Source organism: Bradyrhizobium amphicarpaeae, assembly GCF_002266435.3.
In the GTDB taxonomy this organism is placed as follows: domain Bacteria; phylum Pseudomonadota; class Alphaproteobacteria; order Rhizobiales; family Xanthobacteraceae; genus Bradyrhizobium; species Bradyrhizobium amphicarpaeae.
In genome coordinates this window covers 4,676,086-4,700,223 of the sequence record NZ_CP029426.2, presented here as the reverse complement: position 1 = coordinate 4,700,223, position 24,138 = coordinate 4,676,086, and the positions used below count along the sequence as shown (strand labels likewise).

The 24,138-nt window shown below is 65.0% G+C and carries 30 protein-coding genes; 22 read left to right on the top strand and 8 right to left on the bottom strand.

The annotated features are described in order from the left end of the window. Positions 1 to 92: 92 nt before the first annotated feature. Together CIT40_RS22105 and CIT40_RS22100 are read left to right on the top strand one after the other, a co-directional pair. Positions 93 to 275, top strand: coding sequence for a hypothetical protein (locus CIT40_RS22105; RefSeq protein WP_094895597.1), 183 nt, complete (start codon positions 93 to 95; stop codon positions 273 to 275). 226 nt (positions 276 to 501) lie between these two features. Then, on the top strand, positions 502 to 1,038 hold the full coding sequence (locus tag CIT40_RS22100) for a hypothetical protein (RefSeq protein ID WP_094895766.1): 537 nt from the start codon (positions 502 to 504) through the stop codon (positions 1,036 to 1,038). Here CIT40_RS22100 and CIT40_RS22095 read toward each other — a convergent pair. The 3 genes from CIT40_RS22095 to CIT40_RS22085 form a co-directional block, all read right to left on the bottom strand. Continuing rightward, positions 1,000 to 1,392: a carboxymuconolactone decarboxylase family protein gene (locus CIT40_RS22095; RefSeq protein WP_014494190.1), complete on the bottom strand. Its 393-nt coding sequence runs from the start codon at positions 1,390 to 1,392 to the stop codon at positions 1,000 to 1,002. The genes CIT40_RS22100 and CIT40_RS22095 overlap by 39 nt on opposite strands. Before the next feature lie 109 nt (positions 1,393 to 1,501). Then, the gene (gene pcaD, locus CIT40_RS22090; protein ID WP_094895765.1) at positions 1,502 to 2,284 is read right to left on the bottom strand and encodes a 3-oxoadipate enol-lactonase; all 783 of its coding nucleotides are present in this window, start codon (positions 2,282 to 2,284) and stop codon (positions 1,502 to 1,504) included. Between the two features lie 96 nt (positions 2,285 to 2,380). Then, positions 2,381 to 3,736: a 3-carboxy-cis,cis-muconate cycloisomerase gene (locus CIT40_RS22085; protein WP_094895596.1), complete on the bottom strand. Its 1,356-nt coding sequence runs from the start codon at positions 3,734 to 3,736 to the stop codon at positions 2,381 to 2,383. A 171-nt stretch (positions 3,737 to 3,907) separates the two neighbouring features. Here CIT40_RS22085 and CIT40_RS22080 point away from each other — a divergent pair, with 171 nt between their 5' ends. The 11 genes from CIT40_RS22080 (at position 3,908) to adhP (ending at position 13,060) form a co-directional block, all read left to right on the top strand. Beyond that, entirely contained in the window at positions 3,908 to 4,354 is a 447-nt protein-coding gene (locus tag CIT40_RS22080) for an SRPBCC family protein (protein WP_094895595.1), read from the top strand. A gap of 147 nt (positions 4,355 to 4,501) precedes the next feature. Continuing rightward, a complete protein-coding gene (locus CIT40_RS22075) occupies positions 4,502 to 4,987 on the top strand; it encodes a (2Fe-2S)-binding protein (protein ID WP_026201687.1) in 486 nt (161 codons plus the stop codon). A gap of 33 nt (positions 4,988 to 5,020) precedes the next feature. Next, positions 5,021 to 5,827, top strand: coding sequence for an FAD binding domain-containing protein (locus tag CIT40_RS22070; RefSeq protein ID WP_094895594.1), 807 nt, complete (start codon positions 5,021 to 5,023; stop codon positions 5,825 to 5,827). A 60-nt stretch (positions 5,828 to 5,887) separates the two neighbouring features. Then, complete coding sequence (locus CIT40_RS22065) at positions 5,888 to 6,826, top strand: AAA family ATPase (RefSeq protein ID WP_094895593.1); 939 nt, start codon at positions 5,888 to 5,890, stop codon at positions 6,824 to 6,826. Positions 6,827 to 6,971: 145 nt separating this feature from the next. Next, on the top strand, positions 6,972 to 8,174 hold the full coding sequence (locus tag CIT40_RS22060) for a vWA domain-containing protein (RefSeq protein WP_094895592.1): 1,203 nt from the start codon (positions 6,972 to 6,974) through the stop codon (positions 8,172 to 8,174). A gap of 11 nt (positions 8,175 to 8,185) precedes the next feature. Beyond that, positions 8,186 to 8,509, top strand: a complete 324-nt coding sequence (locus CIT40_RS22055; RefSeq protein WP_007602422.1) for an XdhC family protein — start codon at positions 8,186 to 8,188, stop codon at positions 8,507 to 8,509. Positions 8,510 to 8,511: 2 nt separating this feature from the next. Then, positions 8,512 to 9,213 carry an XdhC family protein gene (locus CIT40_RS22050; RefSeq protein ID WP_094895591.1) on the top strand — a complete coding sequence of 234 codons (702 nt, stop codon included), beginning with the start codon at positions 8,512 to 8,514 and terminating at the stop codon, positions 9,211 to 9,213. Beyond that, positions 9,210 to 10,814: an NTP transferase domain-containing protein gene (locus CIT40_RS22045; RefSeq protein ID WP_094895590.1), complete on the top strand. Its 1,605-nt coding sequence runs from the start codon at positions 9,210 to 9,212 to the stop codon at positions 10,812 to 10,814. Before CIT40_RS22050 ends, CIT40_RS22045 begins: the two co-directional genes overlap by 4 nt. Before the next feature lie 205 nt (positions 10,815 to 11,019). Continuing rightward, entirely contained in the window at positions 11,020 to 11,409 is a 390-nt protein-coding gene (locus tag CIT40_RS22040; RefSeq protein ID WP_094895589.1) for a DUF4189 domain-containing protein, read from the top strand. A gap of 80 nt (positions 11,410 to 11,489) precedes the next feature. Beyond that, entirely contained in the window at positions 11,490 to 11,900 is a 411-nt protein-coding gene (locus CIT40_RS22035) for a DUF2000 family protein (protein WP_094895588.1), read from the top strand. A 134-nt stretch (positions 11,901 to 12,034) separates the two neighbouring features. Continuing rightward, positions 12,035 to 13,060 carry an alcohol dehydrogenase AdhP gene (adhP, locus tag CIT40_RS22030; protein WP_094895587.1) on the top strand — a complete coding sequence of 342 codons (1,026 nt, stop codon included), beginning with the start codon at positions 12,035 to 12,037 and terminating at the stop codon, positions 13,058 to 13,060. Positions 13,061 to 13,064: 4 nt separating this feature from the next. On the opposite strand, the gene CIT40_RS22025 is transcribed toward adhP, so the two are convergent. Genes CIT40_RS22025 through CIT40_RS22015 form a run of 3 tightly spaced genes read right to left on the bottom strand, consistent with a single transcriptional unit; the run spans position 13,065 to position 14,287 of the window. Beyond that, entirely contained in the window at positions 13,065 to 13,478 is a 414-nt protein-coding gene (locus CIT40_RS22025; RefSeq protein ID WP_094895586.1) for a GFA family protein, read from the bottom strand. Positions 13,479 to 13,490: 12 nt separating this feature from the next. Next, positions 13,491 to 13,955 carry an SRPBCC family protein gene (locus CIT40_RS22020; RefSeq protein ID WP_094895585.1) on the bottom strand — a complete coding sequence of 155 codons (465 nt, stop codon included), beginning with the start codon at positions 13,953 to 13,955 and terminating at the stop codon, positions 13,491 to 13,493. Beyond that, positions 13,952 to 14,287 carry an ArsR/SmtB family transcription factor gene (locus tag CIT40_RS22015; protein ID WP_094895584.1) on the bottom strand — a complete coding sequence of 112 codons (336 nt, stop codon included), beginning with the start codon at positions 14,285 to 14,287 and terminating at the stop codon, positions 13,952 to 13,954. Before CIT40_RS22015 ends, CIT40_RS22020 begins: the two co-directional genes overlap by 4 nt. Before the next feature lie 107 nt (positions 14,288 to 14,394). Here CIT40_RS22015 and CIT40_RS22010 point away from each other — a divergent pair, with 107 nt between their 5' ends. The 6 genes from CIT40_RS22010 (at position 14,395) to CIT40_RS21985 (ending at position 20,465) form a co-directional block, all read left to right on the top strand. Next, positions 14,395 to 15,078 carry a TetR/AcrR family transcriptional regulator gene (locus CIT40_RS22010; protein WP_094895583.1) on the top strand — a complete coding sequence of 228 codons (684 nt, stop codon included), beginning with the start codon at positions 14,395 to 14,397 and terminating at the stop codon, positions 15,076 to 15,078. Then, complete coding sequence (locus tag CIT40_RS22005) at positions 15,075 to 15,974, top strand: HlyD family secretion protein (RefSeq protein ID WP_244611827.1); 900 nt, start codon at positions 15,075 to 15,077, stop codon at positions 15,972 to 15,974. The genes CIT40_RS22010 and CIT40_RS22005 overlap by 4 nt, the downstream gene beginning before the upstream one ends. Next, positions 15,971 to 16,903: an ABC transporter ATP-binding protein gene (locus CIT40_RS22000; protein ID WP_094895582.1), complete on the top strand. Its 933-nt coding sequence runs from the start codon at positions 15,971 to 15,973 to the stop codon at positions 16,901 to 16,903. The genes CIT40_RS22005 and CIT40_RS22000 overlap by 4 nt, the downstream gene beginning before the upstream one ends. Further along, the gene (locus CIT40_RS21995; protein WP_094895581.1) at positions 16,900 to 18,063 is read left to right on the top strand and encodes an ABC transporter permease; all 1,164 of its coding nucleotides are present in this window, start codon (positions 16,900 to 16,902) and stop codon (positions 18,061 to 18,063) included. The genes CIT40_RS22000 and CIT40_RS21995 overlap by 4 nt, the downstream gene beginning before the upstream one ends. 29 nt (positions 18,064 to 18,092) lie before the next feature. After that, on the top strand, positions 18,093 to 19,400 hold the full coding sequence (locus CIT40_RS21990; protein ID WP_094895580.1) for an adenylate/guanylate cyclase domain-containing protein: 1,308 nt from the start codon (positions 18,093 to 18,095) through the stop codon (positions 19,398 to 19,400). Between the two features lie 150 nt (positions 19,401 to 19,550). After that, the gene (locus CIT40_RS21985; protein ID WP_094895763.1) at positions 19,551 to 20,465 is read left to right on the top strand and encodes a PhzF family phenazine biosynthesis protein; all 915 of its coding nucleotides are present in this window, start codon (positions 19,551 to 19,553) and stop codon (positions 20,463 to 20,465) included. Positions 20,466 to 20,609: 144 nt separating this feature from the next. Here CIT40_RS21985 and CIT40_RS21980 read toward each other — a convergent pair whose 3' ends face one another. Together CIT40_RS21980 and CIT40_RS21975 are read right to left on the bottom strand one after the other, a co-directional pair. Continuing rightward, positions 20,610 to 21,071, bottom strand: coding sequence for a DUF488 domain-containing protein (locus CIT40_RS21980; RefSeq protein ID WP_094895579.1), 462 nt, complete (start codon positions 21,069 to 21,071; stop codon positions 20,610 to 20,612). Between the two features lie 21 nt (positions 21,072 to 21,092). Beyond that, entirely contained in the window at positions 21,093 to 21,914 is an 822-nt protein-coding gene (locus CIT40_RS21975) for a DUF72 domain-containing protein (protein WP_094895578.1), read from the bottom strand. Between the two features lie 118 nt (positions 21,915 to 22,032). On the opposite strand from CIT40_RS21975, the gene CIT40_RS21970 reads away from it, so the two are divergent. The 3 genes from CIT40_RS21970 (at position 22,033) to CIT40_RS21960 (ending at position 24,137) form a co-directional block, all read left to right on the top strand. Further along, on the top strand, positions 22,033 to 22,413 hold the full coding sequence (locus CIT40_RS21970) for a hypothetical protein (protein WP_094895577.1): 381 nt from the start codon (positions 22,033 to 22,035) through the stop codon (positions 22,411 to 22,413). 112 nt (positions 22,414 to 22,525) lie between these two features. Continuing rightward, positions 22,526 to 22,729 carry a hypothetical protein gene (locus CIT40_RS21965; RefSeq protein ID WP_094895576.1) on the top strand — a complete coding sequence of 68 codons (204 nt, stop codon included), beginning with the start codon at positions 22,526 to 22,528 and terminating at the stop codon, positions 22,727 to 22,729. A gap of 274 nt (positions 22,730 to 23,003) precedes the next feature. After that, the gene (locus tag CIT40_RS21960; RefSeq protein ID WP_094895575.1) at positions 23,004 to 24,137 is read left to right on the top strand and encodes a glycosyltransferase family 2 protein; all 1,134 of its coding nucleotides are present in this window, start codon (positions 23,004 to 23,006) and stop codon (positions 24,135 to 24,137) included. Position 24,138: the final 1 nt, after the last annotated feature.

Genomic DNA, 24,138 nt, shown 5'->3' with positions numbered 1-24,138 from the left:
TTCCGCAACTGCGAGGAACCCGGCTTTGTGGGCAACCAAACGAGGCGGCAGCGGTTATCTCGTCTCTGACGTCTAACAAGGGAGTTCCCCGAATGACGAAGCAGCAGAACCAGAATCCGGGTCAGCAGAGTCAGAATCCCGGCCAGCAGCGCCCCGATCAACAGCCCGGTCAGCAGCAGGGCGGGGGTCAGAAACCCGGGCAGCAGCAGCAGAATGATCCGATGCGCCAGGGCGATCGCCCCGGCCAGCAGGGCGGCCAGCACGGCCAGAAATAACGAGTTTGGGAGCCCAAGAGCAGGAGGCCCCGCCAACAGGCGGGGCCTTTTTCTTGGTCGTCTCCGTCGTCATTCCGGGCGGCGCCGAGCCGGAACCGGCACGGCGACCTCTCGAGGGGCAGTTAAGGTAAACAAAGGGTTTAAATTGCCGCCACAGTCTGATGCGAGTTAGCTCCCGGCAAAGCCTTCCCAGCGAAGGCGCGTGATCGACGAAGCGGGAAGTGGCATGTTCAGGAATTGGCGGATCGGCTCGGTCAACGGCGCGCTGCTGGCGGCCTATTTCATTCCGGCCTGGACCCTTGTCGCCTTCAACATCATCGTCGCACCGGTTCACGGCCTCTATGAGCGGCCGAGCGTCGCCGTTGCGCTCTATTTGAGCGACCATCTCCAGATGGCTGGCATGGAAACGGTGCGTGCCGCCTGGCTGCTTGCGCTCGGCCGGCTGACCGTCGTGGCGTTCTTTGCGATCTACCTCGTGCTGCTCTGCATTCCCCGCATCCGCAAGTCCGGCGGCAGCGACGAGGCGCTCGGGATCGCGCTGGCGATCGGCAGCCTGATCTCGTTTGCCAGCATGGTGATGGCTTCGAAGGTCGGCGAAATGGCCGCGCTGCGGCTGCATGCCACCGAGCTGTTGCTGCTGCTCGGTGCTGCCATCGTGATCCTGATCGAGCGGCCCGAGGCGGCTCCGCAGACCGTCGAGACGCCTGCCGATATCCCTGCGTCGCTAGGACTTGAGCAGGCCGAGCTCCTGCACAATCGCTGAGGCTTCCTTGACGGCGTGGTTCGCTGCCGGCACGCCGCAATAGATCGCCTGCTGCAGCAGGATCTCCTTGATGTCGTCGGGCGTGAAGCCGCCTTCGGCGAGCGCCGCGCGCACGTGCAGGCGAAACTCGTCCCATTGCCCGAGTGCGACCATGGTGCCGATCACCAGCACCCGCCGCGTGCGCTCGTCGAAATGCGGCCGGGTCCAGATTTCCCCCCAGGCATAGCGCGTGATCATGTCCTGGAAATCAGTATTGAAGGCATTGCGGTTGGCGATCGACTTGTCGACCCAGGCATTGCCCAGCACCTTCCGGCGCACGTTCATGCCGGCATCGCGGCGCTTCTGGTCGTCCATTTCTATCCTCCCCTCCGTCATTGCAAGCGTAGCGAAGCAATCCAGAAATGTGTCTGCGGAGGCAGTCTGGATTGCTTCGTCGCTGCGCTCCTCGCAATGACGGTTGTTGCTAACGCTGCGTCAGGAAGCCCACCACCGCGTCGGTGAACGCGTGCGGCTGCTCGACGTTGGAAATATGCGCGGCGTCGATGATGGTCATGCTGGCGCCCGGAATTTTCGAGCGGATCAACTCGCCCGCCGAGATCGGGGTGGCCTGGTCGTGGCGGCCGGCGATCACCAGCGTCGGACTCTTGATCTTGGGCAGCAACTCGCGCTGGTCGAGCGTCGACAGCGCCTCGCAGCAGGCAAGATAGCCTTCGACGGGGGAGGCGAGCAGCATTGATTTCATCCTCGCCGTGATCTCAGGCTCGCGGTCGCGAAAATCCTGCGTCAGCCATCCCGCGATCACGGCATCGGCGACCGCGGCGATGCCGCCCTTCTTCACGGCGTCGATGCGCTCCAGCCATTTGGTCGGCTCGGCATAGTAGCAGGAGGTGTTGGCGAGGATGAGCTTGCCGAAGCGCTCGGGCGCGTTGGCGCCGAGCCATTGCCCGACCATGCCGCCCATCGACAGGCCGCACCAATGCACCTTCTCGATGTTGAGGTCGTCGAGGATCGCGAGCACGTCGCGGCCGAACCGCTCCATCGTGTAGGGGCCGGGCGGAACGTTGGACTTGCCGTGGCCGCGGCGGTCGTAGCGGATGACGCGGAACACCTGCGTCAGCGCCTTCATCTGCGGCTCCCACATCTGCAGCGTGCAGCCGAGCGAATTGGAGAGCATCAAGGTCGGCCCGCCGTCGCGGCCCTCGACGGAGACGTTGAGCAGGCAACCGTCGGCATCGATCATGGGCATGGTATTTTCCTCGTCATGCGCGGGCTTGACCCGCGCATCCATCTGACAATCAGTCTTTCCAGATGATGGATTGCCGGGTCAAGCCCGGCAATGACATCAGGAAAGGTCCAGGGAAGCGAGCAGCCGGTCGATCAGGGCCTGGGAAACCCCTTGATAGGCCATCGGCTCGAACAATGCCGCAATTTTCTCTGGCGAAAGATGCGCCGTCACTTGCGAATCGGCCGACAACACTTCGCGCAGATGTTTCTTGTCGGCGACCGCGCGCTTGCTGGCGGTCTCGATGAGATGATGCGCGTCGCTCTTGCCGATCTTGGCGGCCAGCGCGAAGGTCACCGCTTCCGCCATGATCAGCCCGTGCGTCGCATCGAGATTGCTGCGCATGCGCGCGGCGTCGACCTCGAGGCCCTCGGCGATGTCGACGATGGCGGCCAGCGCCCCCGAGGTGACCAGCATCAATTGCGGCAGCGTCGGCCATTCCGCGTGCCAGGGCCCTGCGCTGCGCTCGTGATCCTGCACCTGGGCCGCGAAGATCGTCGCGGCAAGCTGCGGAGCCATCGTGGCGGCGCCCAGCGCGCTTGCGGCGGCGACCGGGTTGCGTTTGTGCGGCATGGTCGAGGAGCCGCCGCGGCCTTCGCCGGCAGGCTCGAAGGCCTCCGCGACGTCGGTCTGCATCATCAGCGAGACGTCGCGCGCGATCTTGCCGCAGCTTCCGGCGAGAATCGCGAAGGCTGACGCAGCCTCCGCGATGCGGTCGCGATGGGTGTGCCAGGGCGCGTCCGGCAGCGGTAGATCGAGCTCCTTCGCGAGACGTTCCGCTACGGCAAGCCCCTTGTCGCCGAGGGCTGCGAGCGTGCCGGCCGCGCCGCCGAACTGCAGCGCCAGGCCCTCGCGGCGCAGCCGCCGCAGCCGGCAGCGGGCGCGGGCGAGGCCCGCGGCATATTCGGCGGCCTTGAGCCCGAACGGCATTGGCAGTGCGTGCTGGAGCCAGGTCCGTGCCACCATCGCGGTGTTGCGATGCTTGCGTGCCAGCGCCGCAAAGCCCTTGATCGCGCGGCTGAGATCGGCGTCCAGCGCATCGATGCCGGCGCGAAGCGTCAGCATGGTCGCAGTGTCGATCACGTCCTGGCTGGTCGCGCCCCAATGCACGTAGCGCGCGGCCTCGGTGTCGGCCCCGCCGACATTGGCGGTCAGCATCTTCACCAAGGGAATCGCCAGATTGCCCGATCGCGTCGCGGCCTCGGCCAGTGCCGCCATGTCAAAGGAATCGGCCTTGCAGGCGGCCTCGATGGACCCGACAGCAGAGGCCGGAATCACATCCGTGGCGGCCTCCGCGCGTGCCAGGGCTGCCTCGAAATCGAGCATGTTCTGCAGGGTCGCGCGGTCATCGCAGACCGCGCGCATGGCGGCGCTCGACAGCATCGGTGCGAGCAGGGGGGAAAGGGAAGTGCTCATATCGCGCGACCTAATCACCATGGCCCGGCCGTGCCAATCCCCAACCGCCCGCACACGTCTTTTTGCAGTTGCGAATATGCATTGCACTTGATCGGGCGCCGCCCTTTCCTTTGCCGCGTCCCTGCGTTACTTGATCAGCACTATAAGTTACGCGATCCGGGAGGCACCCTCATGGCCATGACGATGAACGGCGAAGTCCAGCTTGCGGCGCCGCGCGAGGCCGTGTGGGCCAAGCTCAACGATCCCGAGGTGCTGAAGGCCTGCATCCCCGGCTGCGAGGAGCTCGAGAGGACCGAGGACGGCGGCTTTCGCGCCACGGCGAAAATGAAGGTCGGCCCGGTGTCGGCGCGCTTCAAGGGCAAGGTCACCCTGTCCGATCTCGATCCGCCGAACGGCTATCGAATCTCGGGCGAGGGCGAGGGCGGGGTTGCCGGCTTCGCCAAGGGTGGCGCGGTGGTCAAGCTGGCGGAGAAGGACGGCGGCACGCTGCTGTCCTACGAGGTCGAGGCGCAGATCGGCGGCAAGTTGGCGCAGCTCGGCCAGCGCCTCATCAACGGCGCCGCCAAGAAGCTCGCCGACGAATTTTTCGCGAACTTCGCCAAGGCGGTACAGGGCTGAAGGCCAGCGCCTTCGGCATCACTTTTTGTCATGGCGCCTTGCGCCCCGGGCGATGTTGCCCCGGGGCATAATGGCCCATATGATGGGTTGGAATAATTATAAGAACCGCTTCGACGGGACCCGTCGGGGCGCTGATAGAGAGTGCTTATGGCAAAAATCTCCCTCATCGTGAACGGCAATCCAGTCACGGCCAACGTCGATCCCCGCACCCTCCTGGTGCAGTTCCTGCGCGAAAATCTGCGCCTGACCGGCACCCATGTCGGCTGTGATACCTCGCAGTGCGGCGCCTGCGTCGTGCATGTCGACGGCAAAGCCGTGAAGTCCTGCACCACGCTGGCGGTGATGGCCGATGGTCATGAGGTCAAGACGATCGAGGGCCTGGCCGCCGATGGCGCGCCGCTGCATCCGATGCAGGAGGCCTTCCGCGAGCACCATGGCCTGCAGTGCGGCTTCTGCACGCCGGGCATGATCATGACTGCGATCGACATCGTGCACCGCAAGGGCAACGAGCTCGACGACCATACGATCCGGGAAGAGCTGGAAGGCAATCTCTGCCGCTGCACCGGCTACCAGAACATCGTCGCCTCGATCTCCGCCGGCGCCAAGGCGATGGCGAAATCCGACCTCGCCTAAGCCGCGCAACGATCCCGCGATCAGGACATTCAGATGTACGAATTCAAATATCATCGCCCCGGGACCGTGCGGCAGGCCGCCAACCTCCTGGTGAAGAACGAAGACGCGAAGATCATCGCCGGCGGTCACACGCTGATTCCCGTGATGAAGCAGCGCCTCGCCAGCCCCCCGCATCTGGTCGACCTCTCCCATATCGAGGGGCTCAACGCGATCGAGATGAAGGGCCGTTCGCTGGTGATCGGCGCCACTGCCAAGCATGCCGAGGTCGCAAGCTCCGCGATCGTGGGTGAAGCGATTCCGGCGCTCGCGAATCTCGCCAGCCAGATCGGCGACCCCGCCGTGCGTCACAAGGGCACGATCGGCGGCTCGCTCGCCAACAACGACCCGACCGCGGATTATCCGGCTGCCGTGCTCGCGCTGGGCGCCACCATCGTCACCAACAAGCGCCGCCTCAAGGCCGAAGAATATTTCCAGGGCCTGTTCTCGACCGCGCTCGAAGCCGACGAGATCATCACCAAGGTGATGTTCCCGCTGCCGAAGAAGGCGGCCTATATCAAGTTCCGCAACCAGGCCTCGCGCTATGCGCTGGTCGGCGTGTTCGTGGCGCGGCGTCCCTCGGACGTGCGGGTGGCCGTGACCGGCGCGGGCTCCGACGGCGTGTTCCGCGTCGAGGCCTTCGAGGAGGCGCTGAAAAAGCGGTTCGCGTCGAAGGCGATCGAAGGCATCGAGGTGCCGGCGACCGGGCTCAACAGCGACATCCACGGCAGCGCCGAATACCGCGCCCATCTCATCGGGGTGCTGACGCGGCGCGCTCTCGATGCCGCGAACGCCAAGGAGTGAGGTGACCTCACTCCCAGCACAAGACTTGCCCCGCGAGGGCGCAACCGAGACTGGCCTTTCATGACTTCAGCGGCCACTACTTCCGGTGCCGATACATCAGCTGTATTGCCGGCATCGGTCGATGCGATGCTCGAACTCCTGACGTCGCGCGGCTATCTCGCTGAGCGGTCGCTGGCGACGGTGACCTACCTCTCGCTGCGTATGGGACGTCCCCTGTTCCTGGAAGGCGAGGCCGGCGTCGGCAAGACCGAGATTGCGAAGGTGCTCTCGGCGGCGCTCGGGCGGAAGCTGATCCGCCTGCAGTGCTACGAGGGTCTCGACGTCTCCTCCGCGGTCTACGAGTGGAATAGCGCCGCGCAGATGATCGCGATCCGGATGGCGGAAGCCGCCGGCGACACCGACCGCGACCAGCTCTCGAGCGACATCTTCGCCGACCGCTACATGATCAAGCGGCCGTTGCTCCAGGCGCTGGAGCCCGACGTGGCCGGACCGCCCGTGCTGCTGATCGACGAACTCGACCGCGCCGACGAGGCGTTCGAGGCGTATCTGCTCGAAATCCTCAGCGACTTCCAGGTGACGATCCCTGAGTTCGGCACCGTCAAGGCCCCACACCCGCCGATCGTCATCATCACCTCCAACCGCACCCGCGAGATCCACGACGCTCTGAAGCGGCGCTGTCTCTATCACTGGGTCGATTATCCCGCCGCCGAGCGCGAGCTTGCGATCGTCAAGTCGCGCGTGCCCGGCATCTCCGCCAAGCTGTCGCAGCAGGTCGTGCGCTTCGTCCAGGCTTTGCGTAACCAGGACTTCTACAAGTCGCCGGGCGTCGCCGAGACCATCGACTGGGCCACAGCGCTGTCCGAACTCGATGCCCGCTCGCTGACCCCGCAAGTGGTCGGCGACACGCTGGGTGCGCTGCTCAAGTACCAGGACGACATCACCCGCATGCAGGGCGACACCCTGCAGAAGGTGCTGAAGGAGGCGACGAGCGAGAATTGATCGTCGTCGTTCCGGGGCGCGCGTAGCGCGAGCTACGGTGCGCAATTGCGCACCTGAGAATCCATCGGGCTTCAGAGACGGTGGACGAATGGATTCCGGGTTCACGCTTCGCGCGCCCCGGAATGACGACCGAGAGTATTGAACCATGGCCATCAACCACCTTGCGCCGGAGCAGACCGAACAATTCGCCGACAACATCGTCGGGTTCGCCCGCGCGCTGCGCGCGGCCGGCATGCCGGTCGGTCCGGGCGCGGTCATCGATGCCATGAGCGCGCTGCAGGTGATCGACATCGGCAACCGCGCCGACGTCTTCACCACGCTGGAGGCAATCTTCGTCAAGCGTCATGAGCATGCGCTGATCTTCAAGCAGGCCTTCAACCTGTTCTTCCGTGCCTCGGAAGAATGGAAGCACATGCTGGATTCGGTGCCGCTGCCGGACGAGGCCAAGAAGAAGCCGCAGGCCGGCTCCCGCCGCGTGCAGGAGGCGATGTCACAGCCGCGCATGACCGAGACGCCGCAGCACCAGGAGCAGGATCTGCGGCTGTCGGTGTCCGACAGGGAAATCCTTCAGAAGAAGGATTTCGCGCAGATGAGCGCCGCGGAGATCGCCGAGGCGCTGCGGGCCGTCGAGCGGATGCGGCTGCCGCAGGCCGAGCTCTTGACGCGCCGGCAGCGGCCTGATGCTCGCGGGCTGCGGCTCGACCTGCGCCGCACGCTGCGCGCCTCCTTGCGCACCGGCGGCGACATCGTCGACATCCATCGCCTCGGCCGGATCGAGAAGCCGGCGCCGATCGTGGCGCTGCTCGATATCTCGGGCTCGATGAGCGAGTACACCCGCCTCTTCCTGCATTTCCTCCATGCCGTCGGCGATGCGCGCAAGCGCGTCTCGGTGTTCCTGTTCGGCACCCGCCTGACCAATGTCACGCGCGCGCTGCGCCAGCGCGATCCCGACGAGGCGCTGGCGAGCTGCTCGGCCTCGGTCGAGGACTGGGCCGGCGGCACGCGAATTTCGGCCTCGCTGCACAACTTCAACAAATTGTGGGCGCGGCGGGTGCTGAGCCAGGGCGCCATCGTGCTGCTGATATCGGACGGGCTGGAGCGGGAGGCCGATTCCAAGCTGGCCTTCGAGATGGACCGGCTGCACCGGTCATGCCGGCGGCTGATCTGGCTCAACCCCCTGCTGCGGTTCGGCGGCTTCGAGGCCAAGGCCCAGGGCATCAAAATGATGCTCCCGCACGTTGACGAATTCCGCCCGGTACATAATTTGAGCTCGATCCAGGAGCTGATCACGACGCTCTCGCGGCCGCTGCCGCCGCATCATCGCAACCTGATCCGCTCCGCAGCCTGAGAGGCACAGCCATGCTCGATCGCGACGAGGACATTCTGAAGGCGGCGGAGGACTGGCAGAAGGCCGGTCGTGGCGTCGCGCTCGCCACCGTGGTGGAGACCTGGGGCTCGGCGCCGCGCCCGGCGGGCTCCAGCCTCGTCATCAACGACGAGGGCACGTTCCTGGGATCGGTCTCCGGCGGCTGCGTCGAGGGCGCCGTGGTCACCGAGGCCATGGACGTGATCCAGAGCGGCAAGCCGCGGATGCTGGAGTTCGGCGTCGCCGACGAGACCGCCTGGAATGTCGGGCTGTCCTGCGGCGGCACCATCCGCGTCTTCGTCGAGAAGGTCGGTTAGCCGTGAAGCTCGCAATCCTGCACGAACTGAACGCCGAGCGGGCCGCGCGCCGGCCTGCGATCCTGGTGACCGACACCGAGAGCGGCGAGCAGCGCCTGGTGAAATCCGCTGATTTCGCCAGGGATCCGTTGCGGGCGGAGTTGGACAAGCAGCTCCGCATGGGCAAGAGCGCCAGCGTCGAGACCGGCGGCAAGAAGCTGTTCCTCAACGTCTATGCGCCGACCGCGAAGCTCGTCATCGTCGGCGCGGTCCATATCAGCCAGGCCTTGGCGCCGCTCGCGCGTTCGCTCGGCTACGACGTCACGGTGGTCGATCCGCGCACGGCATTTGCGAGCCCCGAGCGCTTCCCCGATATTCCACTGGTGGCCGAATGGCCGGACATTGCGCTGCCGCCGCTCAATGTCGATGCCTACACCGCCTTTGTCGCGGTGACGCACGATCCCAAGATTGACGACCCCGCGCTGCTGCACGCCTTCGAGCGCGGCTGCTTCTATATCGGCGCGCTTGGCTCGCGGAAAACGCATGCCAAGCGCGGCGACCGGCTGCGGGCGCAGGGCGCGAAGGAGAGCGACATTGCGCGCATCCACGCGCCGATCGGGCTTGCGATCGGCGCGGTCTCTCCGTCGGAGATCGCAGTATCGATCATGGCGGAAATCACCGCAGTGCTTCGCCTGCCGCCCAAGGAAAAAGAAGTAGCCGCATGAAGTTCGGACCGGCGAGCCCGAGGGATGCGATCGGCGGGGTGACCGTCCACACCCTGCGCCAAGGTCCGCTGGTCCTGAAGAAGGGCACGACGATTGGCGTCGCTGAGGTCGAGGCGCTGGAGCGCGCCGGCATCAAGGACCTCGTCGTGGTGCGTATGGAGGAGGGTGACGTCTCCGAGGACGTCGCCGCCGCCGGCATCGCGCTCGCCGTCGGCGGCGAGGGCATCCATGTCGAGCGCGCCTTCACCGGCCGCGCCAACCTGTTCGCGGCGCGTCCGGGTGTGCTCGTGATCGACCGCGCCGCGGTCGACCGCATCAACAACATCGACGAAGCCATCACCTTAGCGACACTCGCCGCCTACAAGCCGGTGGTCGAAGGCGAGATGGTCGGCACCGTCAAGATCATCCCGTTCGGCGTCGAGGGCGCTTTGCGCGATGCCGCGGTGACGGCGGCGGGCCGGGACGTCTTGAAGATCGCGCCTTACGTCATCCAGCGCGTCGGCGTGGTCTCGACGCTGCTGCCGGGCCTGTCCTCCAAGGTGATCGACAAGACGCTGCGCGTCACCGCCGAGCGTCTTGCGCCCGCCGGCGCCAGCATCATCGCCGAGCGGCGGGTCCAGCATGACGAAACGGCACTGTCGGCCGCGATCAAGGAGTTGCTTGGCTTAGGCGCCGAGCTTGTCATCGTGTTCGGGGCATCCGCGATCGCCGATCGCCGCGACGTGATCCCGGCGGCCGTCACCGGCATCGGCGGCGAGATCGAGCATTTCGGCATGCCGGTCGATCCCGGCAATCTCCTGCTGATCGCGCGCGCGGGCGGCGTGCCGGTGCTGGGCGCGCCGGGCTGCGCCCGCTCGCCGGTCGAGAACGGTTTCGACTGGGTCTTGATGCGGCTGCTCGCCGGCATCAAGGTGACGCGCGCCGAGCTGATGGGCATGGGAGTCGGCGGCCTGCTGATGGAGATCGTCACGCGGCCGCAGCCGCGCGCAAAACCTGAGACCGAGGGCAACAGCCAGGTCGCCGCCATCGTGCTGGCGGCGGGACGCTCGACCCGGATGGGCGGACCGAACAAGCTGCTCGCCGAGCTCGACGGCAAGAAGCTGGTGCGGATCGCGACCGAGCAGGCGCTGGCGTCGAAAGCATCCGAGGTGATCGTGGTCACCGGCCATCAGACCGAGCTGGTCGAGCAGGCGTTGCAAGGCCTGAAGGTGCGGTTTGTCAAGAATCCGGATTTCGCCGGCGGGATCGCCAGCTCGGTCAAATCAGGCATCGCGGCCGTGTCGGAGACTTGCGACGGCGCCGTGGTTTGTCTCGGCGACATGCCGCTGATCGATGCCGGCCTGATCGACCGTCTCATCCACGGCTTCGCGCCGGATCGCGGCAATCTCATCGTCGTGCCCGTGAGCGAAGGCCGCCGCGGCAATCCAGTGCTGTGGTCGCGCCGCTTCTTCAAGGAATTGATGACGCTCGACGGCGACGTCGGCGCGCGCCATCTGATCGCCAAGCACAGCGAGGCGGTGGCCGAAGTGCCCGTGGATGGCGAGAGCGCCTTCCTCGACATCGACACGCCGCAGGCGCTGGAGGCGGCCCGAGGCGGATGACGCTGCCGCAGCCGTAGGGTGGGCAAAGGCGCTCAGCACCGTGCCCACCATCCCTCCGAATTGCAGTCTGGACTCGTGGGCACGCTTCGCTTTGCCCACCCTACGGAACCTCCCGCGACTTCCTCGATTTCAACCGCCCGTTCACCATCTGGAAATAACCGCCGCTTAGAGTTCCTCCACCTGCCTTGGGGGGAGGGGATTTTCCATGTCTTCGAACGCCGTCGCGCGCCGCTGCGCGATGTTTTGCTTTGTCTTTTCAGTTGCCGTCACCGGCGCCCGCTACATCACCGAAGCCCATGCCGCCGGCGCGTTCGCAGTCGGCAAATGCGGGGCCTATGGCCAGGCGTTCGACTATGGCCACGAGCAAGAGGCGCGCGCCGCAGCGCAGAAGCAGTGCAAAGGTGATTGCACCACCGTGACGATGAAGCGCGCCTGCGCGGCGATGTCGGTCGACATGACCAATCCCTGCGGCGCGTATGGCTATGCGGTCAAGCCGAAGATCTCTGCCTCGCTCAACGCCGCCACGCGCGAATGCTACAAATACGGCGGCAAGGAATGCGTGATCCGCGCCTGGGCCTGCGACGCCAAGGGTTGATTTTTCGAGCGCTGATTCTTCTTGCTGTCATTCCGGGGCGATGCGTAGCATCGAATCCGGAATGACAATCGAGGAACCACATGCAATTCGATACCAAGATCGCGGTCGTGATCCGTACCGATCTTCAAGCCTGGCAAAAGCTCAACGTCGCGTCCTTCCTCACCAGCGGCATCGCCGCGGCTTTTCCCGAATGCATCGGCGAAGCCTATGAAGACGCATCAGGCACGAAATATCATGCGCTGATCGGGCAGCCGATCCTGATCTACGGCGCCGACGGCCCTGCGCTGTCGCGTGCGCTGGACCGTGCGCTGGCGCGCAACGTCAAACCGGCGGTCTATACCGAAGACATGTTTAGCACCACGCACGATGCCGCAAATCGCGAGGCGGTGAGAGCTGTGGCGCGCAACGATCTCAATCTCGTCGGCATCGCCATGCGCGCCGAGCGCAAGGTGATCGACAAGATCGTCGACGGCCTCAAGTTCCACAGCTGACACGCCAGCATCCCCACGTGGTCATCGTGGTGTCATGATCGGCCGGCTTGCGCAAACTTTGTGCTGTTTGACCCCCATCAATGGAAGGGGGTGCGTCGTCGCTATTCTGCTTCAAGGTGCACAGGAGCAGACCGATGCCGACCATGAAAGCCGCGATCGTCAAGCAATTCGGCAAGCCACTCGTGATCGAGGACGTGCCGGTGCCGCAGCCCGGTCCCGGCGAGATTCTGGTCAAGGTGAAGGCCTGCGGCGTCTGTCACACCGACCTGCATGCCGCCTCCGGCGACTGGCCGGTGAAGCCGGTGCCGCCCTTCATTCCCGGCCACGAGGCAGCCGGCATCGTCGCCGCGCTCGGGCCCGGCGTGAAGAATCTGAAAGTGGGCGATGCCGTCGGCGTCGCCTGGCTGCACGATGCCTGCATGTCCTGCGAATATTGCGAGACCGGCTGGGAGACGCTTTGCGAGCACCAGCACAATACCGGCTACAGCGTGAACGGCGGCTTCGCCGAATATGTCATCGCCTCGGCCGCCTTCGCCGCGAAGCTGCCGGCGAGCGTCGATTTCGCCGCCATCGCGCCGATCCTGTGCGCCGGCGTCACCACCTATAAGGGCTTGAAGGAGACTGAGGCGAGGCCCGGCGAGTGGGTGGTGATCTCAGGGGTCGGCGGCCTTGGCCATGTCGCGATCCAGTACGCCAAGGCGATGGGGCTCAAGGTCGCTGCAATCGACATCGCCGAGGACAAGCTGGAGCTGGCACGCGCAACCGGCGCCGATCTTGCGGTCAACGCTCTCGCTGCTGGTGCGGTGGACAAGGTTCTTGCGGCAACAGGCGGCGGGGCCCACGGCGTGCTGGTGACAGCGGTCTCGACTGCAGCGTTTGCGCAGGCGCTGAAGATGGTGCGCCGCAGGGGCACCGTCAGCCTCGTCGGCCTGCCGCCGGGCGAATTCCCCACGCCGATCTTCGACGTCGTGCTCAAGCGCATCACGGTGCGCGGCTCCATCGTCGGCACGCGGCGCGACCTCGACGAAGCCGTCGCATTCGCGACCGACGGCAAGGTGAAGGCCGAGGTGACGAAGGTGCCGCTCACTGAGATCAACGACGTCTTTGAGCGGATGAAGGCCGGCAAGATCGACGGCCGCATGGTGCTGGATTTCGGCTAGCGCCTCATCCGGGCGGCATGCCTTCGAACTTGACCAGGCTCGGATCGAGGTGATCCCAGCCGTGTCCGCGCGCGGCGTAGGTGACAGCCTGCGGCCTGTAGCGGGCGGGCTCGTCGAGGCTTGCGGCGCGGATGGTGAAGATGTCGGGCATCGCCGCGAAGGTCATGTACACCGCGACGCCGCATAGCGGGCAGAAGCCGCGCGTCTTCGCATTGCCGCTGTCGCCGACCATGTCCCAATGCTTGGCCTCGCCAGTGACCGTGACGCCCGCCCGCGCGAACGTCGCATACGAGCCGTGGCCACTGCCGCTTTCCCGCTGACAGTCCCGGCACTGACAATGATTGCTGAAGAAGGGCTCACCGGCAATCGAATAGCGGATCGCGCCGCAGGCGCAGCCGCCGGTATAGGGCTTATCCATCGCGATGCTTCCTCACTTGTCTTCGCCGGAGATGGCATCGAGCCGCTGCAGCACCTTGACCCAGCCGTCGCTCATGTTGCGATAGGCCGTGTCGTTCGTCGGCGTCACGAAGCCCGAATGCACCACCCGCACGCGCGTCCCTGCTTCGGTCGGCGTCAGAGACCAGGTGACGACGGTGTCGAGCGCCGAGCCGTAGCCGGTGTTGCCGGCGTCGCCGCCCTTCCAGGCATAGGCGAAGAGTTGGTTCGGCACGACCTCGAGAACGCGGCAATGGATCGTGCCATCCCACGCGCCGGCCGGATTGGTCTTGAAGGTGAAAGTATTGCCTTCGACGGCCTCGAAACCGGTCGGCGGCATCAGCCAGCGCGCGATCAGCTGGGCGCTGGTCAGCGCCTTCCAGATCGTCGCGGCGGTGTGAGGGAAGACCTCGTCGATGACGATGTCCTGGGTCCGGACATTGGAAGCAACTGCACTCACGGATCGATCTCCTTCAAGAGGTCACGCAGATTCTGGAAGCGCTCGCGCCAGAACACGCCGTAATGGTCCATCCAGGTGACCAGCGGTTCGAGTCCCTGCGGCGCGGCGCGGTAATAGACGTTGCGGCCCTCGGCGCGCTCGGCGACGAGGCCCGCCTGTTTCAGCGACTTCAGGTGCTGCGAGATCGCGCCCTGGGTCACGCCGCTGCCGCGCGTCAGCTCGGCGACGGTGATCTCCTTGCTCTCGAAGATGCGCTCGAACACGGCCCGGCGGGTCGGGTCGGCGAGGGCGCGCATCACGGTGGTGACGGGGTTTGGAGCGGCTTCGATCATGTATTTCAATTAGCTAATACTAATACATTAGTCAAGACTAATTCGATCGCGCCTCTCAGTTCGATCTCAGCTTGACTATGACTGACTGGTCAGTCATATCGTGTGGGATGAAGAAGCCGACCAAGCTCACCACCAGGTCTGCACCAAGCGCGGGGGCTGCGGCCGCAGCTCTCGGAGCGGTGCCCGCATCGAATCGCACCGCGCGCGCGCAGGAGCGGCGGGCGGCAATCGTGGACGCCGCGATGGAGGAGTTCATCTCCCGCGGATTTGCCGCAACGCGGCTCGACGACATTGCCAAACGTGCCGGCGTCGCCAAGGGCACGATCTATCTGCACTTCAAGGACAAGGAATCCATGTTCGAGGAGCTGGTGCGCATCGTCATCGTGCCCGTTGTGGCGCGGCTGACTGCGCTGCCGCCGCCGACGGGATCGGTGCGCGACCTCATCGAGGCCTTTGCCGGCAATTTCCTGAAAGAAGTCATCGGCACCAGGCGCGGCGACCTGGTGCGGCTGATCGTAGCGGAGGGGCCGCGCTTTCCGGCCGTCGCCGACTTCTACTACCGCGAGGTCGTCTCGCGCGGGATCGCCGCCATGCGCGCGCTGATCGAGCTGGGCATCGCCCGCGGCGAGATCCGGGAGAAGGACCTCGCGCGCTATCCGCAGATCGTGGTCGCGCCGGCGATGATCGCGGTGATCTGGCAAAGCCTGTTTGAGCGGCACGCGCCGCTCGACGCACAGGAGATGCTGCGCGTCCATCTCGATTTGATTTTTGGCGAACGGAGGACGACATGAGGTCGTCGCAAATCATGTCTCACCTCATCCTGAGGAGCGCGGAACGCGCGTCTCGAAGGATGCAGGTCCGCCTGTGGCCCGCTTCGCGGCTCCTCAGGGTGAGGGAGCGACAGTCCAATCTGCCGCGCCTTTGCTCGATCGTGGTTCTCGTGCTCGCAACCGGCCTTGCCGGCTGCAACGACAAGCGCGATCCCGGCTTCCAGGGCTGGGTCGAGGCCGACATGATTTTTGTCAGCCCTGATGAAGCGGGCCGGGTCACGAAGCTCAATGTGCGCGAGGGTGATGAAGTCAAGGTCGGCGATGCCCTGTATTCCGTCGACGACGACCTTCAGCTCGCCGATCTCAACCAGCAGAAGGCGACGCTTGCCAATGCGCAGCAGACCTATGATCGCGCGGCCTCGCTGAGCAAGACCGGCTCGGGCACGCAGGCCAATCTCGACTCCGCCGTGTCGGCCCTGCGTGTCGCGGAAGCACGGGTGGCGACGTCGGAGACGCGGATGGCGCGGCGCAAGGGCTTTGCGCCCGTCGCCGGCACCATCCAGCAGATCTATTTCCGCGAGGGCGAGATGGTGGCAGCGCAGCGCCCGGTGCTGTCGATCATGCCGCCCGGCAACATGAAGCTGCGCTTCTTCGTGCCGGAGACCGCACTGCCGAAGCTTGCAATCGGCGATAATGTGCGCATCTCCTGCGACAATTGCGCAGCCGATCTCACCGCAAAGATCTACTTCATTGCGACCTCGGCCGAATACACCCCGCCTGTCATCTACAGCCTCGATGAGCGCAACAAGCTGGTCTATCTGATCCAGGCGCGGCCATCGCGCCCGGACGCGCTGCGGGTCGGACAGCCGATCGACGTCTATCTCGATCCCAAAACCCCGGTGGCGGACAAGCGATGAGTGGCGAGAGCGGCATCGCAATCGACGTCAAGGGGCTGACCAAATCGTTCGGCGGCCGCGAGGTCGTGCACGATCTGTCGATGCAGGTGAAGCGCGGCTCGATCTACGGCTTCCTTGGCCCCAACGGATCGGGCAAGACCACGACCATCCGTATCCTCTGCGGGCTGCTCACGCCCGACAGCGGCGAGGGCACCTGTCTCGGCTACGACATTTTGCGCGACGCTGAAAAGATCAAGCGCCAGGTGGGCTACATGACCCAGCGCTTCAGTCTGTATCAGGATCTTTCGGTGCGCGAGAACCTCGAGTTTGTCGCGCGGCTCTACGGTCTGGTCGATGCGCGCGGCGCTGCGCGCGACATGATCAAGCGGATCGGCCTTTCCGGGCGCGAGGAACAGCTGGCGGGCGAGCTCTCCGGCGGCTGGAAGCAGCGGCTGGCGCTGGGGGCCTGTACGCTACCCAATCCGCAATTGCTGCTGCTGGACGAGCCGACGGCGGGCGTCGATCCCAAGGCACGGCGCGATTTCTGGAACGAGATCCACGCACTCGCCGCCGACGGCCTCACCGTACTGGTTTCCACCCATTACATGGACGAAGCCGAACGCTGCCACGAGATCGCCTATATCGCCTACGGCCATCTGCTCGCGCACGGCACGGTAGAGCAGGTGATCGCGAAATCCGCGCTGACGACCTACACGGTGACAGGCGAGGAACTCAACGAACTCGCTGCCGGGCTCACCGGCAAGCCCGGGATCGACATGGTGGCGCCGTTCGGCACTTCGCTTCATGTCTCGGGGCGCGACGTTGCCGCGCTCGAAGCCAGCATCGCGCCGTGGCGGGAAAAAAGCGGCTTGCACTGGCACCAATCGTCGCCTTCGCTGGAAGACGTGTTCATCGAACTGATGGGTCGCTCCAAGGACAATTTCCAATGAGTGCCGTCGACCATCCCCCGCCGCGCCGCGAAATCCGCGAGCGCTTCGGTTTCCTGCGGCGCTCTTATGCAATGCTGATCAAGGAGTTCATCCAGCTCAAGCGTGACCGCGTGTCGTTTGCGATGATCGTGATGCTGCCGGTGATGCAGCTGATGCTGTTCGGCTATGCCATCAACACCACGCCGCATCATCTCCCGAGCGCGGTACTGTTGCAGGAGGACTCCGACCTCGCCCGCTCGATCCTGAAAGCTCTCGAGAACACGGCCTATTTCCGCTTCCTCTACGAAGTCCATGATGTCGAGGATTTCGACAACCTGCTGAAATCCGGCAAGGTGCTGTTCGGCGTGGAGATCCCGCGCGGCTTCGAGCGCGCGGTGCGGCGTGGTGACAGGCCGGCGCTGCTGGTCGCGGCCGACGCGACCGATCCGGTGGCGGCCAGCGCGGCGATCGGTTCGCTCGGCATGGTCGTGCAGACTGCGCTCAAGCACGATCTCTACATCGGCAATCCCCCCGAGATGCCGTTCGAGATTCGCGCGCACGCCCGTTACAATCCGGCCGCATCCTCCAGCCTCAACATCGTGCCGGGCCTTGTCGGCACCATCCTCACCATGACCATGCTGATCTTCACCGCGCTGTCGGTCACGCGCGAGGTCGAGCGCGGCACCATGGAGAGTCTGCTGTCGATGCCGATCAAGCCTGTCGAGGTGATGTTCGGCAAGATCGTGCCCTATGTGCTGGTCGGCTTCCTGCAGGCCTTCCTCATCATCGGCATCGGCGTCGGACTGTTCGGCGTCCCCGTGCTTGGCAATCTGTTCCTGCTGGCACTGCTCTCGACACTGTTCATCACCACCAACCTGTCGATCGGCTACACCATCTCGACCGTGGTGCAGAACCAGCTCCAGGCCATGCAGATGTCGATGATGTTCTTCCTTCCGAGCATTCTGCTGTCCGGCTTCATGTTCCCGTTCGCGGGCATGCCGACCTGGGCGCAATATGTCGGGGAATGCCTGCCGCTCACCCATTACCTGCGCATCGTCCGCGCCATCATGCTGAAGGGGGCGAGCATGCAGAATTTGCGCTTCGACACGCTGGCGCTGGCCACCCTGATGCTGCTCGCCATGACGATCGCCGTGACACGCTTCCGCCGTACGCTGGATTGAGGCACAATGGCTCCGGAATCGAGGGGCAAATGGTCAGGTTTGCGAGCAGGAAGACGCGGCACCAAGCCGTCTTGTCGGAGGATTTCGAGCGCGAGCTGACGCGGGAGGTGTTGCGCACCGAGCTGTTGCGGGTGCGGGCACTGATCCTGACGGGCTGCATCATGATGCTGTTGCTCACCTCGATCTATTTGATCGACCCCGGCGTGGTGAACCGGGTGTGGCACGGAACGGACGGGATTATCGCGGTCTATGCTCTGCTCGCCGGCTTCATCCTGTTCGAGGTCTGGGTCCACACCCAGATCAGAAAGAACCTGCGGCTCGATCGGGACGTGCCGGTGATCCGGCGCTATGTCGGCACGCTGATCGAGACGTCGCTGCCGACCGTGATCCTGATCCTGCAAACCCGTACGATGGGTGCAAGCCAGGCGCTCGGTTTCGCCGTGCCGCTGATGTATTTCATCTTCGTCATCCTCTCGACCCTGCGGCTCGATTTCTGGCTCTCTGCATTCACCGGTTTCGTGGCTGCAGCCGGGCTTCTGTCGGTCGCGCTGTACTACAATTCGGCGGACGAGGCTGGCGATCCCCTGATCTATTTCCACGCTGTGCGCAGCGTCGTCATCCTGATTTGCGGTGCGCTGGCGGGCGCCGTCGGCGCGCAGCTGCGCCGCCAGTTTGCCGCGAGCATCGCGGCGGCGACCGCGCGCGACCGGGTGACGAACCTGTTCGGCCAGCATGTCTCTCCGCAGGTGGTGGAGCGGCTGATGGCGGCGGGAACCAGCGGGGGCGGCGACGTTCGCCGCGTCGCGGTGATGTTCGTCGATTTCCGCGGCTTCACGGCCGGCGCGCAGTCGCGCACCCCGCAGGAGGTGGTCGACCGGCTCGACGGCGCCTTTGCAGTGCTGGTGGACATTCTCGACCGTCAGGGCGGCATCGTGAACAAGTTCCTGGGCGATGGTTTTCTTGCCTTGTTCGGCGCGCCGCTGGAGGCCTCGGACGCGGCGCAGCGTGCCGTTGCCGCGGGCCGCGAGATGCTGGGCGCGATGGACCGCATCAACGCGCAGACGAGTTGGCCGCTTCGCATCGGCATTGGCATCCATTTCGGCGAGGTCGTCGCCGGCAATATCGGCTCGCCCCGGCGCAAGGAATACACCGTGATCGGTGACACCGTGAACTTTGCCTCGCGGCTGGAGGCACTGAACAAGGAGTTCGGTTCGCAGCTCCTGATTTCCTCGACCGTGCGCGAGGCGCTGGGCAACGACGGTGACGACGCCGTTGCGCTCGGCGAGGTCGAGGTGCGCGGCTATGACCGGAAGGTGGCGGTGTTTCAGCTCGGATAGGGCGCGCCACACGTTGTCGCACACGGTTTCTCCTGCATCTGGGATTGCTCCGATTGCTCGGAATTTTGGGGCATGACGCGTGATGTTTTCGGCTTGTAGACTGCGCGCGATGCGGCCGGTCGTGGCCGTGATTTGCATGAGGAAGAGAAGATGCTGCGTCGCTACATCACCGTCGACGTGTTCACCGACCGCGCCTTCGGCGGCAACCAGCTCGCCGTGGTGCTCGACGGCGGCGGACTCACGACGGTGCAGATGCAGGCGGTCGCGACCGAATTCAATTATTCCGAGACCACCTTCGTGCTGTCGCCGCGTGACAAGGCCAATGATGCCGAGGTGCGCATCTTCACGCCGGTGCGGGAGCTTCCCTTTGCCGGCCATCCGAATGTCGGGACCGCCTTCGTGCTGGCGAGCCTCGCCAGTGAGTCGAAGCCGCGTTTGCTGTTCGAGGAGAAGGCCGGGCTCGTGCCGGTCGACATTCGTCGAGAGCAAGGAAAGGTGGTCAGCACCGAATTGACTGCTCCGCAGCCGCTGTCACGACTGGCGGAAATTTCCGCCGCTGACATTGCGGCCTGCATCTCATTGGCTGCCGATGACATCAGGACCGATCGCCACGCGCCGCAGGTCGTTGGCGTCGGCACGCCTTTCCTGGTGGCGGAGCTGCATTCGCGCGATGCGCTGAAGCGGGCAAGGCCCGATGCGGCCGCCTTCGGCAGGGTGCTCCCGCGCGACGGCGCGTTCTCGGTGTGGTTCTATACGCGGGAGGTTGGCGCCGCGGAGGCGTCTTGCGATCTCCAGGCGCGGATGTTCATGCGCGGCACCAGCGGTTTCGCCGAGGACCCCGCAACCGGCAGCGCCACGGTTGCCGCGGCAGCACTGTTCGCCGACCTCGATCCCGTGCGCGATGGCGAACTCAAGCTCACGGTCGGCCAGGGCTTTGACATGGGCCGGCCGAGCATCCTGCTGACGCGCGTGCGCAAGCAGGACGGCAAGATCGTCTCCGCCCATGTCGGCGGCAGCTGCGTGCAGATGATGGAGGGAACGTTCAAGCTGGCGGGGGAGGGGTAGAACCGTCATCCTGAGGTGCGAGCGCTTGCGAGCCTCGAAGGATGAACGGCCACTACGCAGCTTTGGGGCACGCCATCGTCCTTCGAGGCCTCCGCTTCGCTCCGGCACCTCAGGATGACGGCTGCGGCCGGCGCCACGGCTTGGCTACACTTGCCGCCCCGCCAGGTTCTTCACTGCAACCGCATCGCGCGCCTCGATGATCTCCGCGATCATCTGGCGGTGGCAATGGGTGTGGTCACGCTCGTAGCAGAGCAGGCATACGGGACCGGCCTTCTTCACCAGCGCCGAGAGCTCGTCCATCGCCTCCTTGGCCTCCGGCGCCTTCAGGTGCTTCGAGAATATCTTCTCCAGCAAATCGTATTGCCCGCTGCGGGCAGCGAGGCGACCTTCCTTCGGCGTGCCCAGCGCGGCGAGGTGGACATAGGCGATGCCGCGTTCGTCGAGACCCGCGGCAAGCTGCTTCTTGGAAAAGCCCGGCCGCCGTGACGAGGTCACCGCGCGCACGTCGACCACGAGCTTGACCCCGGCCTGCTCGAGCTCGTCGAGCACCGCCTTGGGCGGCGTCTGCTCATAGCCGATGGTGAAAAGCTTCTTCGCCTTTGCCATGTCTCGCCTCAATGGCCCACCTCAGCTCACCCTTGCGATCAACTCCATGGCGCCGGCGGGCGCGCGCACCTTGCCCTCGTGGATGACGTAGGCGAAGACGTCACGCGGCTCCTTCTTCGGCTTGGCCTTGTCGACTTTGGGCAGGTCGTCCGGTTCACCGCCGGAAGCCCAGGCCTGGAGGCGCCCGGCCCAGGCATCGAGCTGCTTGGGCGGGTAGCAGGTCTTGATCTCGTCATTGCCCTTCTGCAGCCTGGCATAGACGAAATCGCCGGCGACATCGGCGATGGCGGGATATTTGCCGTGCTCGGCGAACACCACGGGCGTCTCGAACTCGCGGATCAGGGCCACGAAGTCCGGCGCGCAGAAGCTGTCGTGGCGGACCTCGACGACATGGCGCAATGCGCGTCCGTCGAGTTGGCGCGGCAACAGCTCGAGGAACTTGCCGAAATCGGCGCCGTCGAATTTCTTGGTCGGCGCGAACTGCCACAGTACCGGCCCGAGATGGTCGCCGAGTTCCAGCACGCCTGAATCATAGAACCGTTTGATGGAATCGCCTGCTTCCGCCAGCACCCGCCGGTTGGTGGCGAAGCGCGGTCCCTTCACCGAGAACACGAAGCCGTCGGGCACCTCGCTCGCCCATTTGCGAAAGCTCTCCGGCTTCTGCGAGCCGTAATAGGTGCCGTTGATCTCGATCGAGGTCAGCTTCGAAGCGGCATAGGACAGCTCCTTGGCCTGCGTCAGCTTCTCCGGATAGAACACGCCGCGCCAGGGCTCGAAGGTCCAGCCGCCGATGCCGATGAAGATGTTGCCTGATTTCTTGGACGCGGTTTTTGCTTTGGCCACGGTAAGGATCTCGCATCGACGTGGAGGGGATGCGTCATCCTAATCAAACCAGTTGTGATTGGCCAGTTGCTGCGTCCGGTCTAAGGTCGCCTTGGGATCTGCGATAAAGGAGAAAAAGATGCGGAGACTGATGCTGGGAGCGGCGCTCGTCATGATGACATCTGCTGCCATGATATCTCCGATCATGGCGGATGACGACGATGCGAAGGGCGTTCAGAAGCTCGCCATGCAGGGCCGCGACGATTACTGGCATTGTCTGGCGCGGGAATATTCGCGCGACAGCAATCAGGGAATGTCGCAACAGGATTTTGGCCGCTCGGTCGCGGGCGCCTGTCCGTCGGAGCGGCAATATTACCGGGTGGCGCTGCTCGACTATCTCACCACGCAATATCCCGATATCGATGCCGGCGCCCATCTCGCCACCGCGAACAGGGCGGTGGAGGCCGCGCAGAAGGACATCGTGACGGCCTTCGTCAAGCAGAGGCCGCCGGCGAAATAGGGATGACGAGCCGGGCAGACGCCTGGGGCGCCCCATTCGCCATTCGGCGGCACTTCCGGCTCCGCGCGCATCCGTGATATCACCAACGGATCTGGAACAGGGATGGGTTTCCATGGCGTCTGAGTCGGTAGGGGGCATTTTGGGCGCGATCGTCGCCGCGGTCGTGCTTGCGGTCGCTGTCGTGTTCGGGCCGATCGGCCAGTATGGCAAGCCGCCCAAACCGGCAAAAGTCGAGCCGGCCCCGGCCGCGGCCCCCGCAGCTCCAGCCGCGCCCGCGCCGCGCGGGCCGATCATCCGGGAAGTGCCGAACCAATAAGGCGCAAAAATCGTCGTTTTTGCCCCTTGCGAAGCGATCTTGTCATTCCCATCTAGCCTTTAACGGCGACGTTGAGCGAAAAACTCCGGCGCTGGGACGACCTTGGAATAGCTTAAGGCTTGCGCCGGATGTACGCGCAGCCCGCCGTTCCGGGGTCGTTGGCATTTTAGGGCCCCTTTTGGGGCATTCCCCACAGCCCCCCGGCTCGGCAGCGCAAGAACTTGGCAGCGCAAGAACTTGGCAGCGTAAGACGCGGCGGATATACGCTGCCGTCATGAATGAAGCGATCAGACCGGGCTCCGACAATCCGCTGCAGGCTCTCGAAGGGCCGGAACTGTCGGTCATCGTCCCGACCTTCAACGAGCGCGACAATGTCGCTGTGCTATACCGGCGGCTGGAGGCGACACTCGCCAACGTCGCCTGGGAGGTCGTGTTCGTCGACGACAATTCGCCCGACGGCACCTGGGACGTCGTGCGCACGCTGGCGCAGCAGGACAGCCGCGTGCGCTGTATCCGCCGCATCGGCCGCCGCGGCCTGTCGGGCGCCTGCATCGAGGGCATCCTGGCCTCCAGCGCGCCCTATGTGGCCGTGATCGATGCCGACCTCCAGCACGACGAGACGCAACTGCCGAAAATGCTGTTGCTGCTCGCAAGCGACGAGGCCGACCTCGTGGTCGGCAGCCGCTACATCGAAGGCTACAAGACCGAGGGCTTCAACAAGCAGCGCGCCGGCGCCAGCGCGCTGGCGACCGAGTTCGCCAGGAAGATGCTGCGGGTCGAGATCGCCGATCCCATGAGCGGCTTCTTCATGATCCGCCGTGACCGGTTCGAACAGCTCGCGCCGAAGCTTTCCGTGCACGGCTTCAAGATCCTGCTCGACGTCGTCGCGACCGCGCACGGCGGCTTGCGCGCGGTCGAGATTCCCTACACTTTCGGCGCCCGCCAGCATGGCGAGAGCAAGCTCGATTCCATGGTCGCGCTCGACTTCCTCGGCCTGGTGCTGGCCAAGCTGAGCAACGACATCGTCTCGCTGCGTTTCATCCTGTTCGCGATGGTCGGCGGCATCGGCCTCGTGGTGCATCTCACCACGTTGTTCATCGGACTTCAGCTGTTCAAGGCGCCGTTCGCGGAGGCGCAGGCCGCCGGCGCCATCGTCGCCATGACCAGCAATTTCATCCTCAATAACTTCCTCACCTATCGCGACCAGCGGCTGAAGGGCTTTGCGCTGCTGCGCGGCCTGATCGCCTTTTACATCGTGTGCAGCGTCGGCCTGCTCGCCAATGTCGGCGTCGCCTTCTCGGTCTACGACCAGGAGCCGATCTGGTGGCTGGCCGGCATGGCCGGTGCGCTGATGGGCGTGGTGTGGAACTACGCGATGTCAGGCCTGTTCGTCTGGCGCAAGAAATAAC